At 70.5% G+C, this 12,770-nt stretch carries 13 protein-coding genes; 8 read left to right on the top strand and 5 right to left on the bottom strand.

From position 1 onward, the window contains the following. Positions 1 to 156 precede the first annotated feature (156 nt). Positions 157 to 1,512, bottom strand: coding sequence for a TIGR01777 family oxidoreductase (locus MRAB57_RS27785; protein ID WP_077090922.1), 1,356 nt, complete (start codon positions 1,510 to 1,512; stop codon positions 157 to 159). A gap of 65 nt (positions 1,513 to 1,577) precedes the next feature. Between MRAB57_RS27785 and MRAB57_RS27780 the strand changes: the two genes are divergently transcribed. Then, positions 1,578 to 1,790: a hypothetical protein gene (locus MRAB57_RS27780; protein ID WP_077090193.1), complete on the top strand. Its 213-nt coding sequence runs from the start codon at positions 1,578 to 1,580 to the stop codon at positions 1,788 to 1,790. 34 nt (positions 1,791 to 1,824) lie between these two features. On the opposite strand, the gene MRAB57_RS27775 is transcribed toward MRAB57_RS27780, so the two are convergent. The 3 genes from MRAB57_RS27775 to MRAB57_RS27765 are packed head-to-tail and all read right to left on the bottom strand — an operon-like array spanning position 1,825 to position 5,440. Further along, a complete protein-coding gene (locus tag MRAB57_RS27775) occupies positions 1,825 to 3,069 on the bottom strand; it encodes a glycosyltransferase family 4 protein (protein WP_077090192.1) in 1,245 nt (414 codons plus the stop codon). After that, a complete protein-coding gene (locus MRAB57_RS27770) occupies positions 3,066 to 4,634 on the bottom strand; it encodes a 1,4-alpha-glucan branching protein domain-containing protein (RefSeq protein ID WP_108638021.1) in 1,569 nt (522 codons plus the stop codon). Before MRAB57_RS27770 ends, MRAB57_RS27775 begins: the two co-directional genes overlap by 4 nt. Beyond that, entirely contained in the window at positions 4,631 to 5,440 is an 810-nt protein-coding gene (locus tag MRAB57_RS27765) for a class I SAM-dependent methyltransferase (protein WP_077090190.1), read from the bottom strand. The genes MRAB57_RS27770 and MRAB57_RS27765 overlap by 4 nt, the downstream gene beginning before the upstream one ends. A 228-nt stretch (positions 5,441 to 5,668) precedes the next feature. Between MRAB57_RS27765 and MRAB57_RS27760 the strand changes: the two genes are divergently transcribed. The 7 genes from MRAB57_RS27760 to MRAB57_RS27730 all read left to right on the top strand — a co-directional run bounded on the left by MRAB57_RS27760 (position 5,669) and on the right by MRAB57_RS27730 (position 12,039). Further along, complete coding sequence (locus tag MRAB57_RS27760) at positions 5,669 to 6,460, top strand: electron transfer flavoprotein subunit beta/FixA family protein (protein WP_077090189.1); 792 nt, start codon at positions 5,669 to 5,671, stop codon at positions 6,458 to 6,460. A gap of 39 nt (positions 6,461 to 6,499) precedes the next feature. After that, the gene (locus MRAB57_RS27755; RefSeq protein WP_077090188.1) at positions 6,500 to 7,456 is read left to right on the top strand and encodes an electron transfer flavoprotein subunit alpha/FixB family protein; all 957 of its coding nucleotides are present in this window, start codon (positions 6,500 to 6,502) and stop codon (positions 7,454 to 7,456) included. Positions 7,457 to 7,620: 164 nt separating this feature from the next. Next, positions 7,621 to 8,478, top strand: a complete 858-nt coding sequence (locus tag MRAB57_RS27750; protein ID WP_077090187.1) for a GNAT family N-acetyltransferase — start codon at positions 7,621 to 7,623, stop codon at positions 8,476 to 8,478. Further along, entirely contained in the window at positions 8,475 to 9,320 is an 846-nt protein-coding gene (locus MRAB57_RS27745) for a lysophospholipid acyltransferase family protein (protein WP_077090186.1), read from the top strand. The genes MRAB57_RS27750 and MRAB57_RS27745 overlap by 4 nt, the downstream gene beginning before the upstream one ends. 41 nt (positions 9,321 to 9,361) lie before the next feature. Then, a complete protein-coding gene (locus tag MRAB57_RS27740) occupies positions 9,362 to 10,543 on the top strand; it encodes a cysteine desulfurase family protein (protein ID WP_077090921.1) in 1,182 nt (393 codons plus the stop codon). Next, positions 10,540 to 11,616 (top strand): tRNA 2-thiouridine(34) synthase MnmA, encoded by a 1,077-nt coding sequence (gene mnmA, locus MRAB57_RS27735; RefSeq protein WP_108638020.1) that lies wholly within the window; start codon positions 10,540 to 10,542, stop codon positions 11,614 to 11,616. The genes MRAB57_RS27740 and mnmA overlap by 4 nt, the downstream gene beginning before the upstream one ends. Before the next feature lie 138 nt (positions 11,617 to 11,754). Then, positions 11,755 to 12,039, top strand: a complete 285-nt coding sequence (locus MRAB57_RS27730) for a hypothetical protein (RefSeq protein WP_077090185.1) — start codon at positions 11,755 to 11,757, stop codon at positions 12,037 to 12,039. A 72-nt stretch (positions 12,040 to 12,111) separates the two neighbouring features. On the opposite strand, the gene MRAB57_RS27725 is transcribed toward MRAB57_RS27730, so the two are convergent. Continuing rightward, entirely contained in the window at positions 12,112 to 12,768 is a 657-nt protein-coding gene (locus tag MRAB57_RS27725) for a sensor domain-containing protein (protein ID WP_245836028.1), read from the bottom strand. Positions 12,769 to 12,770 lie beyond the last annotated feature (2 nt).

Genomic DNA, 12,770 nt, shown 5'->3' with positions numbered 1-12,770 from the left:
GCGCGGTACCCCTTCGACGAGAAAACAAACACCGGACAGCTGGCTTCCCGCGGAAGCCAATAGAGAGTTGCTCTCCCTTCACAAATTTAAACATTAACTTACTGAATGAAATTGTGGTCCGCCAGTCCTGGGGAGCCGGCGGGGAATGCCGCGTTTCTAGCGGGCCCGCCCGAGCAGGTGGCGCAGGGCCTGGTCGAGGTCGGGCTGGCGAAACCGGTGCCCGGCCCCGCTGAGCTTGCCGGGGCTCACCCGCTGGCTGGCGCACGCGAGTTCGCGCGCGCCCTGCTGGCCGAGCAGCAGGGCGGGAGCCAGCGACGGCACGGGTAGCACCGCCGGCCGGCGCAGCACGCGCGCGAGGGTGCGGGTGTATTCGGTGTTGCGGACCGGTTGCGGTGCAACGGCATTCACCGGACCCGACAGCGACGCATCCCACAGGGCGCGGTGATAGGCGTCGACCAGGTCGTCGATGCCGATCCAGGACAGCCACTGCCGGCCATCGCCCAGCCGGCCGCCCAGCCCCGCGCTGAACAACGGGCGCATCAGCTTCAGCGTGCCGCCGCGAGGGGATTGCACGATGCCGGTGCGCATCCGCACCACCCGCACCCCGGCCTGCTCGGCCGGCGCGGTCGACTCCTCCCACTGCGCGACGACGTCGGCCAGAAACCCCTCGCCGCGGTCGCTGTCCTCGTTGAGGGTGTCGTCGCCGCGGTCGTACCCGTAGAACCCGACCGCCGACGCGCAGATCAGCACCGCGGGCCCGGCGTCGGTGCGCGCGACGAGTTCGGCGAGGCGGCGGGTGGGCCCAATGCGGCTGTCCAAGATGGCGTTTCGATGCTGTTCGGTGAATCGGCCGGCGATCGAGGCGCCGGCCAGGTGGATGACGGCATCGACGCCGGCGAGCAGCTCAGGGTCCGGATCGTCGGGATTCCACTGCCGCTCATCGGCGCCGCGCGCGGTCCCGCGGACCAGCCGGATGACGCGATGGCCGCCGGTGCTCAAAAACGCCGTCAGCGCGGCGCCGACCAGCCCCGACGAGCCGGTGACCGCGACGGTGGCCGGCGCCAGGCCGTGTTCGGCCGCCAGCCTGTGCGCGGCCAGGTCGTCGGCCAACTGGCGATGCCGATAGACGAACATCGGCCGCAGCGCGGCCCCGGGCACCGGCGTCTCAACCCGGTCGGTGACCCGCGTCCGGCCATCGCCGAGGTCGTCGAAATCGTGGGTGTGGCGCCAGCGCACCGCGAGTCGGGCCGGCAGGGAGGCCAGCCCGTGGCTGCCGATGCTGTCGACGAAACGCCGGGGGGGATCGTAGGAATCGGCTTGATGATCGGCCACCCAGCGAAGCCCGCCGGGCAGTGCGAGTTCGGCGCGCCCGTCGCGCAGCGAGGTCGCCTCGGTCAGCACGCGCAGCGGCGACCATGGCGGCGAGAGCCGGTTGAACGCCCCCGGTCGAGCATGCCAGGCAAAAACTTCGTCGCGCGGCGCATTCAACACGCTGGAAAAAGTCACCCCCATGCTCTCGACGTTACCGCCGTCATGGTCCATGCTTAGTGAAGCTGTTTTGGGGAACGGGGTGGGCAATGGATGTTGTCGACGAGATGCGCTGGCTAGTGGACAGTGCCTTGGATCGTGCGGTGGTGCCTGGCTTCAGCAAAGTGGGCGGCTATCGGCGGCGAGGCGGGCGCGGCGACGATGCGCAGTTGGCGCCCGCGACCAGGGCCGTTCGGCCGCGCGGGATCGCCGCCAGCCTGGTTCGGCTGGGCGCGAGCGTTATTTCGCCGCTGCATCGTTAAGGTCGGCCCGCGGGCTTCGAACCCCCGGCGTCGACTACCGGCCGGGCAGGGCGTGCTCGACGATGGGCATCCGCGGCTGCTGCTGACGCTCGCCGCGCTTTGCGGCCAAATACACCTGCGCGGTCTCCTTGGCCACCGTCTCCCAATCGAAATCTGAGGTGAGCCGTTCGCGGGCGGCGGTGGCACGCTGCTGGGCCGCGTCGGGATCGTCGAGCACGACGCGCACCGCGTTGGCCAGCCCGGCCACGTCGCGCGGCGCACATGACACACCGGTCTTCCCATTGATCACCGCCTCGCCCAGGCCGCCGATGTTCGACGTCACCAGCGGGGTGCCCGCCGCGGCGGCCTCCAGCGCGGCCAGGCCGAACGGTTCGTAGTGGCTGGGCAGCACCGCGGCGTCGGCGCGGTGCAGCAGCGCCAGCAGCTCGTTGTGGCCGCAATGCCCGGCGAACTGAGTTGCCTTGAGCACCTTGTGCTTACGGGCCTGCTCGACGAGCCAGTCTTCCTGGGTTCCGGTGCCAGCGATGGTCAGCGTGGTGCCCGGGTGGGTGCGCCTGATCCGCGGCAGCGCGGCGATCGCGTCGTGCACACCCTTCTCGTATTCCAGGCGCCCGACGTAGAGCAGCTCGGCGGGGCCGGTGCGCGGCCGGCGGGGTGCGAAGGGCCAGCGCGCCGGGTCGATTCCGTTGCGGATCACCGAGATTCCGGCGAGGCCCGGGCCGAACAGCTCGGTGATCTCGTCGCCCATCGACGCCGAACACGTGATCAGCGAATCGGATTCGCGCACCAGCCACGACTCGACCGCGTGCACCTGCCGGCTGATCGCGCCGGAGACCCAGCCCGAATGCCGGCCGGCCTCGGTCGCGTGGATCGTGGAAACCATTGGCACATCATAGAATTGGGCGAGGGTGATGGCCGGGTGGGCGACCAGCCAGTCGTGCGCGTGCACGACGTCGGGGCGCCACGGCCGCCCGCTGCCCGGCTTCTTCAAGTTGAGCCCGGCGCGGATCATCGAATGGCCCATCGCCAGCGTCCAGGCCATCATGTCTGTCCCGAAAGCGAATTCGTGTGGGTCCTGCGCCGCGGCGACCACCCGCACACCCTCGGCCATCTCGTCGGAGGACGGGTGGGTGCTCGGGTCGGTGTCCGTGGGGCGTCGGGACAGGACCACGACGTCGTGACCGGCGTCGGCCAGCGCGGTCGACAGGTGATGCACGTGCCGGCCGAGCCCGCCGATCACCACCGGCGGGTACTCCCACGACACCATCAGAATTCTCATCGGGGCAGCCTTCGTGCATCCAGGGCGCCGAACAGCCCGTCGGCGCGGTTCCACCCTTCGGCCAGCCGCTGCGCGGTGTCGCGCCGGCCCGAGGCCAGCGCCCCGGCGATCTCGCGGGTGGCGTGCGCGTGCAGGTGGGCGCGGTAACGGGCGTAGTCGGCGGCCGAGTCCTTGCTGACCATGAACGGCCAATCGCTGGACACGGTGAGCAGGGTTTCGCGCAGGATCTGGTCGGCGACGCGGTCGCGGGCGACCGGGCCGTCGCTGGCCAGCGCCTTGTCGACGGTGCTCAGCGCGGTGTCGACGACCTCGGTGTTGAGCTGGACCAGGTCGGCCACCTGCTCGCCGGCCCACACCTGCCAGTCCTTGCCCGAGCCCCAGGAGCTCGGCGGCAACGCGACCGGCTGGCCGACGAAGCCGTCGGCCAGCGCGTCGCTCAGGGTGCCCACCCGCACGCCGGCGGCCGGCAGCGCCCGCAACACCCGCGCCAGCCAGGTCGGTCCCTCGTACCACCAATGGCCGAACAGCTCGGTGTCGAACGCGGCCACCACGTGAGCCGGGCGCCCGATGCGCTCGGACTCGCTGAGCAGCCGGTTGCGGACCACCTCGACGAAGTCGGCGACGTGGACGTCGACCGCGCGGTCGGCCCGCTCGGGGTCATACGGCGCCTTGGCCTCGGAACCCACGCTGCGGCCGGTGACCCGGGCCGGCTTGAGCCCGGTCAGGTGGTCGTAGGTGTGGAAGTCGCGGTAGGCCGCGTGGCCGGGATAGCCGGACTTCGGCGACCACACCCGGTAGCTGACCTGCAGATCGCGGCCGAAGGCCACCACGTCGGTGTCGCCGATCGGCCGGCCCAGCGCGGTGTCGCCGTGCAGCGAGGGGCCGTCGACCATGAAGTGCGTGACACCGGCGGCCGCGTAGTCGGCCTCCATGCTGGGCGCGTAGGCGCACTCGGGCGCCCAGATGCCGGTGGGCCGCGCCGCCAGCCGCGCCTGCGCGTCGGCCAGGCCCTCGCGCAGCGCGAATTCGCGCAGCCGCGGGTTCAGCAGCGGCTGGAAGGGGTGGGCCAGCGGGCCGCCCAGCAACTCCACGGTGCCCGCATCGAGCAGGCCGCGCAGCAGCGGGCTGCCACCGTGGCGCCACGCGGTGGCGAAGTCGTCCAGCGCGTCGTCGGCCTCGGCGCCCTCGCGGATTCCCAACGCGCGCAACGCTTCCGGCGTGCAAGACAGGTATTCGGCGGACTTCGACGCCGGCGTGGCGCGCACGCTGGCGGCTTCGGCCGCGCGCAGCCTCCAGTTGGCCAGCCAATGCTGCATGCCGTCGAGGCAATACGGGTCGTCGAGCTGGGCGTTGACCACCGGGGTGACGCCGAGGGTGAGCAGCCGGTGCCGGTCCTCGGCGGCCAGCTCGCGCAGCACCCGCATCAGCGGCAGGTAGGCCGCCGCCCAGGACTGGTAGAGCCATTCCTCGCCGACCGGCCAGCGGCCGTGATGGGCCAGCCACGGCAGGTGGGTGTGCAGCACCAGGGTGAACATCCCGGGCACGCGGCTTGCCGAATCCGTCACGGGCGCACCGCTATGGCGACGAGGTCCAGGCTGTCATCAATTTCCCGGTCGCCGGCGTCGACCAGGTCGAAGTCGTCGATCGTGACCGCCGCGACGTCGGCGACCAGCTGCTGCGGCCAGGGCGCGTCGGTGACGGCCCGCTCGATCTGCGCGTCGATGATGGAGCCGCCGTGGCGGGCGTCCATCTCGCGCAGGCGCGCGCCGTGGAACAGGCCGCTGATCGAGACGTCGGTGAGGCCCGCGTCTTCCAGAAGTTCGGTCATTTCGCGGGCGTTGAGCTCGCGGGTGTGGAACGGGTTGATCGGGGTGTCGCGGCCCGGCGAGAAGGTGATGCGGTTGGGCGTGGACATCATCAGCAGGCCCGACGGCCGCAGCACCCGGGCGCACTCGGCCACGAATTGCCCCTGGTCCCAGAGGTGTTCGATGACTTGGAAGTTCACTACCACGTCCACCGACGCGTCGGGCAGCGGCAGCTCGGCCAGGTTGGCCTGCATGACCTCCACCCGCGGATAACGGCCGCGGACGTGGCCCACCGCGGCGGCGTCGTAGTCGACCGCGACCACCCGGCGGGCGACGTCGGCGATCAGGTCCGCGCCGTAACCTTCGCCACATCCGGCCTCGAGCACCTCACGGCCCACACAGCGCTTAGCCAGTCGTTGGTAGACCACTTCGTGGCGGCGGAACCAGTAGTTCTCGATGTCCAGGCCGGGGATGGTGCGCTCGCCCGTCAGCGTCAACACCGCGTCAACCTCCGGCAATGTGCCGGCGGGAGAGTGCTGGGGGGCGTCGGGAACGAATGCGCTCATTGCATAGGCAGGCTAACGCGAAGTGTCCGATTCGCGAACCGTGCAACGGGTAGCCCCCGCTCGCAGGGGGGAGACATGCCGGAAATACCTGCAGTACGACCCGCTATGGTGTGAGGGCAGACCGCACAAAGTTACCGAGCAGTAACACCATTGTGCGTTGCGAAACACGTACTGAAAGTCTCGCTGCCGACTGCTGCGGGACTCCTTCAAGGAGGACGAACCACACTCATGACGAACATCGTGGTCCTGATCAAGCAGGTCCCTGACACCTGGTCCGAGCGCAAGCTGACCGACGGCGATTACACGCTGGACCGGGAGGCCGCCGACGCGGTGCTGGACGAGATCAACGAGCGCGCCGTCGAAGAGGCCCTGCAAATCCGCGAGCGCGAGGGCGGCGAGGGCTCGGTCACCGTGCTGACCGCCGGACCCGAGCGCGCCACCGAGGCCATCCGCAAGGCGCTGTCCATGGGCGCCGACAAGGCCGTGCACCTCAAGGATGACGGCCTGCACGGCTCGGACGTCATCCAGACCGGGTGGGCGCTGGCGCGTGCGCTGGGCACCATCGAGGGCACCGAGCTGGTCATCGCCGGCAACGAGGCCACCGACGGCACCGGCGGTGCGGTTCCGGCCGTCATCGCGGAGTACCTGGGCCTGCCCCAGCTGACCCACCTGCGCAAGCTGTCGCTCGAGGACGGCAAGGTCACCGGCGAGCGCGAGACCGACGACGGCGTCTTCACGCTGGAGGCCACGCTGCCTGCGGTCGTCAGCGTCACCGAGAAGATCAACGAGCCGCGCTTCCCGTCCTTCAAGGGCATCATGGCCGCCAAGAAGAAAGAGGTCACGGTGCTGACCCTGGCCGAGATCGGCGTCGAGGCCGACGAGGTCGGCCTGGCCAACGCCGGTTCGACCGTGCTGGCTTCGACACCGAAGCCCCCCAAGACCGCGGGTGAGAAGGTCACCGACGAGGGCGAGGGCGGCAACGAGATCGCCAAGTACCTGGTCGGCCAGAAGATCATCTAAGACGAGCAACCGACAGACACGAGAAGAGCGAGATAACCCATGGCTGAAGTTTTGGTGCTCGTCGAGCACGCCGAAGGTGCCGTCAAGAAGGTCACCGCCGAGCTGATCACCGCCGCCCGCACGCTGGGCGAGCCGGCCGCCGTCGTCGTCGGCGCCCCCGGCACCGCCGCGCCGCTGGCCGACGGCCTGAAGGAGGCCGGCGCCGCCAAGATCTACGTCGCCGAGTCCGACGACGTGGACAAGTACCTGATCACCCCTGTGGTCGACGTGCTGGCCGGGCTGATCGAATCCGCCTCTCCGGCAGCGGTTTTGCTGGCCGCAAACGCCGATGGCAAGGAGATCGCCGGCCGGCTCGCGGCCCGTCTCGGGTCCGGCCTGCTGGTCGACGTGGTCGAGGTCAAGGAAGGCAACAAGGCGATCTACTCCATCTTCGGTGGTGCGTTCACCGTCGAGGCGCAGGCCAACGGCGACACCCCGATCATCACCGTGCGCGCCGGCGCGGTCGACGCCGAGCCGCAGGCCGGCGCGGGTGAAGAGGTCACCGTAGAGGTGCCCGCGCCCGCCGAGAACGCCACCAAGATCACGTCCCGCGAGCCCGCCGTCGCCGGCGACCGCCCGGAGCTGACCGAGGCCACCATCGTGGTCTCCGGCGGCCGTGGCGTCGGCAGCGCGGAGAACTTCGAGGTCGTCGAGAAGCTGGCCGACTCGCTGGGTGCGGCCGTCGGTGCGTCGCGTGCGGCGGTCGACTCCGGCTACTACCCGGGCCAGTTCCAGGTGGGCCAGACCGGTAAGACCGTGTCGCCGCAGCTGTACATCGCGCTGGGCATCTCCGGCGCCATCCAGCACCGCGCGGGCATGCAGACGTCCAAGACCATCGTCGCGGTCAACAAGGACGAAGAGGCGCCCATCTTCGAGATCGCGGACTACGGCGTGGTGGGCGACCTGTTCAAGGTCGCGCCGCAGCTGACCGACGCGGTCAAGGCCCGCAAGGGCTAGATCCCCGCTTAACGCAAAAGCCCCCGCGCGCACGTCGCCCGGGGGCTTTTGCGTGGTCGCGGCCTGTGACGTCGGTCTCTTCATCGCATTTCGTCATCTGTCGTGCACCAACACGTCACAGCATCGATGCCGATTAGCACATCGATTGCGACACGTTGTTTCCCATGAGCATTGCTTCTGTCCTGATACCGAGTGACAAACCGGACGGGGCCGCGACCAGCTCATCTGGCCCGCGCTATTCGCTGCTGCTGTCCACCGACCCCAGCCTGGTGGAGGCCGCCCAGCGGCTCCGCTACGACGTATTCACCAGCACACCCGGCTTTGCGCTGCCCGCGGGTGCCCCAAACCGCGATGTCGACCGGTTCGACGAGTTCTGCGACCACCTGCTGGTGCGCGACGACGACACCGGCGAGCTGGTGGGGTGTTACCGGATGCTGGCGCCCGCGGGCGCCATCGCGGCCGGCGGCCTCTACACCGAGACGGAATTCGATGTCAGCGCGTTCGACCCGCTGCGGCCCTCGCTGGTGGAGATGGGCCGCGCCGTGGTGCGCGACGGTCACCGCAACGGCGGCGTGGTGCTGCTGATGTGGGCGGGCATCCTGGCCTACGTGGACCGCTACGGCTACGACCATGTGACCGGGTGCGTCTCGGTCCCGATCGGCGGGGGACCGGAAGAACAGGCGCCCGGCAGCCAGCTGCGCGGCGTTCGCGACTTCATCCTGAACCGGCACGCCGCGCCGCCGGAGTACCGCGTGACGCCGTACCGGCCGGTGGTGGTGAACGGGACGGCGCTCGACGAGATCGCCGCGCCGGCCCGGCCCGCGATTCCGGCGCTGATGCGCGGCTACCTGCGGCTGGGCGCCAGGGTCTGCGGTGAGCCCGCACACGACCCGGACTTCGGGGTCGGCGACTTCTGCGTGCTGCTGGACAAAAAGCACGCCGATACCCGATACCTGCGACGCCTGCGGTCGGTGTCGGCGGCCTCGGAAATAAGCGGCGACATGGCGGGCAGCGGCCAGTGAACAACGTCGCGGGCACCACGGGGCACGCCTGGCTGCCGCGCGCGACCTGCGACAGCAGCTGCGTAGGGGCGGACCCCGCCTCGCCGCGGTGGCGGGTGGTGCTGCGGGTGACCCTTCGCCTCGCGCTGGCGCTGCTGCTGGCGCCCGGGGTACCGCTGATCCTGCTGCCGCTGCCCGGCCAGATGCGGCTGCGGCAGTTCTACTGCCGCGCGGTGCTGCGCTGCTTCGGCGCCCGGATCAGCGTGTCGGGTGCGCCGATCCGAAACCTGAGCGGCGTCCTGGTGGTCAGCCCGCACATGTCCTGGCTGGACGTCTTCGCCATCGGGTCGGTGCTGCCTGCGGAATTCGTCGCCCGCGCCGACCTGTTCGGCGAGAGCATGGCGCGCCGGCTGCACATCATCCCGATCGAGCGGTCCAGCCTGCGGCAGTTGCCCGGGGTGGTGGACACGGTCGCGGATCGGCTGCGCGCGGGCCAGACCGTGGTGGCCTTTCCCGAGGGCACCACGTGGTGCGGGGTGGCGTGCGGATCGTTCTATCCGGCGATGTTCCAGGCCGCGATCGACGCCGGTCGCCCGGTGCAGCCGCTGCGCCTGACCTACCACCACATCGACGGGCTCATCTCGACCGCCCCGGCCTTCGTCGGCGACGACACCATGTGGGGCGCGATGATCCGGTTGATCTGCTCGCGCCGCACCCTGGCGCACGTGCACGTGGAATCCCTGCAGCTGCCGGGCACCGACCGGCGCGACCTGGCCAGCCGCTGCCAGTCGGCGGTCGGCGTGGGAGTGCAGCGGCGTCCGGGCAAGCAGCAGAGCGAACGCCACGTGCTGGTGGCCTCCTAGGTCTAAGGGGCCTTCAACCTGCCGGTATCGTGAACGGCGACATGGTCTACCTGGATCACGCTGCCACCACCCCGATGCACCCGGCCGCCATTGAGGCGATGACGGCCGTTTTCGGCACGGTTGGCAACGCGTCGTCGCTGCACACCAGCGGTCGCGCGGCCCGGCGGCGCATCGAGGAATCCCGCGAACTGATCGCCGCGAAGCTCAGCGCGCGCCCGTCCGAGGTGCTGTTCACCGCGGGCGGCACCGAAAGCGACAACCTGGCCGTCAAAGGCATCTACTGGGCCCGGCGCGACGCCGAGCCGCGTCATCGCCGCATCGTGACCAGCGAGGTGGAACACCACGCGGTGCTGGACTCGGTGAGCTGGCTGGTCGAACACGAGGGCGCCGAGGTGACCTGGCTGCCCACCGCGCCCGACGGGTCGGTGTCGGCCGCCGCGCTGCGTGAGGTGTTGCAGAGCCACGACGACGTCGCGCTGGTGTCGGTGATGTGGGCCAACAACGAGGTGGGCACCGTGATGCCGACGGCCGAGCTGGCCGCCGTGGCCGCCGAGTTCGGCGTGCCGATGCACAGCGACGCCGTGCAGGCGGTGGGGCAGCTGCCCGTCGACTTCACCGCGAGCGGGCTGTCGGCGATGAGCGTGGCGGCCCACAAGTTCGGCGGTCCGCCTGCGGTCGGCGCGCTGCTGCTGCGCCGCGACGTCGCCTGTGTGCCGCTGCTGCACGGCGGCGGCCAGGAACGCGACATCCGTTCCGGCACACCCGATGTGGCCGGCGCCGTCGGTATGGCCGCGGCGGCCCGGATCGCCGTCGACGGCCTGGAGGCCAACAGCGCGCGGCTGCGCGCGTTGCGGGATCGCCTGGTGGCCGGCGTGCTGGCCGAGATCGACGACGTGGCCCTCAGCGGCGCTGCCGACCCGCTGCGGCTGCCGAGCAACGCGCACTTCACCTTTCGCGGCTGCGAGGGTGACGCGCTGCTGATGTTGTTGGACGCAAACGGGATTGAGTGCTCGACGGGATCGGCGTGCACCGCCGGCGTGCCACAACCGTCGCACGTGCTGATGGCGATGGGCGCCGACGCGGCCACCGCCCGCGGGTCGCTGCGATTGTCGTTGGGGCACACCAGCGTCGACGCCGACGTCGACGAGGTGTTGCGGGTGCTTCCGGCGGCGGTGGAGCGTGCCCGCCGCGCCACCCTGGCCGCCGCGGGGGCATCCGGGTGAGGGTGCTGGCCGCGATGAGCGGCGGCGTCGATTCGTCGGTCGCCGCCGCCCGCATGGTCGACGCCGGACACGACGTCGTCGGCGTGCACCTGGCGCTGTCAACCGCGCCGGGCACGCTGCGCACCGGCTCGCGCGGGTGCTGCTCGAAGGAGGATGCGTCGGACGCCCGGCGCGTCGCTGATGTGCTCGGAATCCCGTTCTACGTATGGGATTTCGCGGAGAAATTCGCCGAAGACGTGATCGACGACTTCGTGTCGTCCTACGAACGCGGGGAAACCCCCAACCCGTGCGTGCGGTGCAATCAGCGCATCAAGTTCTCGGCGCTGTCCGCGCGGGCGCTGGCCCTGGGCTTCGACACCGTCGCCACCGGGCACTACGCCCGGCTGTCCGGCGGGCGGCTGCGTCGCGCCGTCGATCACGACAAGGACCAGTCCTATGTGCTGGCCGTGCTGACCGCAGAACAGCTGCGCCACGCCACCTTCCCGATCGGCGACACCCCCAAGTCGCAGATTCGCGAGGAGGCCGCGCGCCGCGGCCTGGCCGTCGCCGAGAAGCCCGACAGCCACGACATCTGCTTCATCCCGTCCGGTGACACCCGCGCCTTTTTGGGGGCGCGCATCGGCGTCCGGAGCGGCAGCGTGGTCGGTGCCGACGGCGCGGTGCTGGCCACCCACGACGGGGTGCACGGGTTCACCATCGGCCAGCGCAAGGGCCTCGGCATCGCCGGGCCCGGGCCCGACGGCGGCCCCCGCTACGTCACCGCGATCGACGCCGAGACGGGCACCGTTCGGGTGGGCGAGGCCGCCGACCTGGAGGTGCACGCGCTGAGCGGGCGCGAGCCGGTCTTCACGGCGGGAGCCGCGCCGGCGGGCCCCATCGAGTGCTCGGTCCAGGTGCGCGCGCACGGCGAAACCGTCGACGCGGTGGCCGAGCTGACCGGCGACGAGCTGGCGGTCCGGTTGCGTGCCCCGATCCGCGGGGTGGCGCGCGGCCAGACGCTGGTGCTCTACCGCCCCGACGCCGACGGCGACGAGGTCTTGGGCAGCGCCACCATCGCCGCCACCTCGCGCTGAGTCTCCGCCGGTCAGCGGCCCGCAGATCCATTTTCGGGCCGCTTCAAGAATGCTTTGAGGATCCGCCAAGCCCCATCTCCGACTATTTCCCTGACGCTAAACGCCACCGGGGCCGCGAGCGGAGAGGAACTAACCGAGATGACCACCAGCCACGTCGCAGTGCGGGCAGTAGCCCCCGTTCAGACCAACGGCATCGCCATCGCAGCCTTCGTCCTCAGCCTGATGGGCATGTACGCCAGCCCGCTGCTGAGCGCGGCGCTCGCCCTCGTCGGGCTCTACCAGGTGCGGCGCCGCGAGCAGAACGGATTCGGGCTGGCGATTGCCGCGCTGGCGGTCTCGGCGGCCGTCACGGCCCTGCACGTCGCGATGTGGATCCACTGCGGCCACGCCAACTTCGAAATGCTCACCACGTCGCACTGGTGACCGGCAGCACGCTGCCCCCGAGCCGCACAGCCGCCTGGCGTACCCCTCACGCGCCAGGCGGCTGTTGCGCGTTTAGTTCGGGATGTTGGCGGTGATGTTCGTCAGCACGATGTCGGACACCGATTGCGGGAAGCCGCAGAAGGTGACCTCCAGCATGGTCACCGACACCACCCGGTAGTCGCGGCCGCAGCCGCCGGGGCTCAGATGCAGCGAGGTGGCGTCGGCCTTCCAGTCGCCGACGAACAGGTTGCCCGCCGACCCGCCGGCGCACGTCCCGACGGTGGCGACCAGATCCGAAAACGCGTGCCGGGCGGTGCCGGTGTCCCGGTAGGCCGCGGCACCCTCGGATATCAGCGCGCCGTCCGGGGGATCCTGGAACGTGGTCTTGTGGAACTTCGCGACATCGGGTCCGAACGTGGCGGTCTCGGCGAAGATGAACCGGCACGCCTGCGGGGTGGTGTCGGCCAGGGTGTCGACGTCGACGGGGTTGTTGCCGTCCATCGAGGGAATGATCGTCAGATGCTCACCGGTGCCGGTGATCGCGCGCATCCGGGACTGGTCCAGCAGGATGGTGTCGACGTTGACGCCGTTGACCTCCCTGCCGCCGCCGGCGAACCCGGGGACCGCCGCACCGCCCACCACCCGGGTGCACGCCGCCGTCAGCGCCAGGACGCCACACAACAGCAGTGGCCGCGTCAGTCTGGCCGTCGATCTGGCTCTGTGCCGCACCG

It is taken from the genome of Mycobacterium rhizamassiliense, from assembly GCF_900157375.1.
In the GTDB taxonomy this organism is placed as follows: Bacteria; Actinomycetota; Actinomycetes; order Mycobacteriales; family Mycobacteriaceae; genus Mycobacterium; species Mycobacterium rhizamassiliense.
This window is presented reverse-complemented; position numbering and strand designations above follow the sequence as displayed.

Bases quoted from the DNA above. Each gene is read 5' to 3' on its own strand.
- MRAB57_RS27740 (WP_077090921.1), top strand. From the start codon at position 9,362: ATGGTCTACCTGGATCACGCTGCCACCACCCCGATGCACCCGGCCGCC.
- MRAB57_RS27730 (WP_077090185.1), top strand. From the start codon at position 11,755: ATGACCACCAGCCACGTCGCAGTGCGGGCAGTAGCCCCCGTTCAGACC.
- MRAB57_RS27780 (WP_077090193.1), top strand. From the start codon at position 1,578: ATGGATGTTGTCGACGAGATGCGCTGGCTAGTGGACAGTGCCTTGGAT.
- MRAB57_RS27765 (WP_077090190.1), bottom strand. From the start codon at position 5,440: ATGAGCGCATTCGTTCCCGACGCCCCCCAGCACTCTCCCGCCGGCACA.
- MRAB57_RS27775 (WP_077090192.1), bottom strand. From the start codon at position 3,069: ATGAGAATTCTGATGGTGTCGTGGGAGTACCCGCCGGTGGTGATCGGC.
- MRAB57_RS27785 (WP_077090922.1), bottom strand. From the start codon at position 1,512: ATGGGGGTGACTTTTTCCAGCGTGTTGAATGCGCCGCGCGACGAAGTT.
- MRAB57_RS27750 (WP_077090187.1), top strand. From the start codon at position 7,621: ATGAGCATTGCTTCTGTCCTGATACCGAGTGACAAACCGGACGGGGCC.
- MRAB57_RS27760 (WP_077090189.1), top strand. From the start codon at position 5,669: ATGACGAACATCGTGGTCCTGATCAAGCAGGTCCCTGACACCTGGTCC.
- MRAB57_RS27755 (WP_077090188.1), top strand. From the start codon at position 6,500: ATGGCTGAAGTTTTGGTGCTCGTCGAGCACGCCGAAGGTGCCGTCAAG.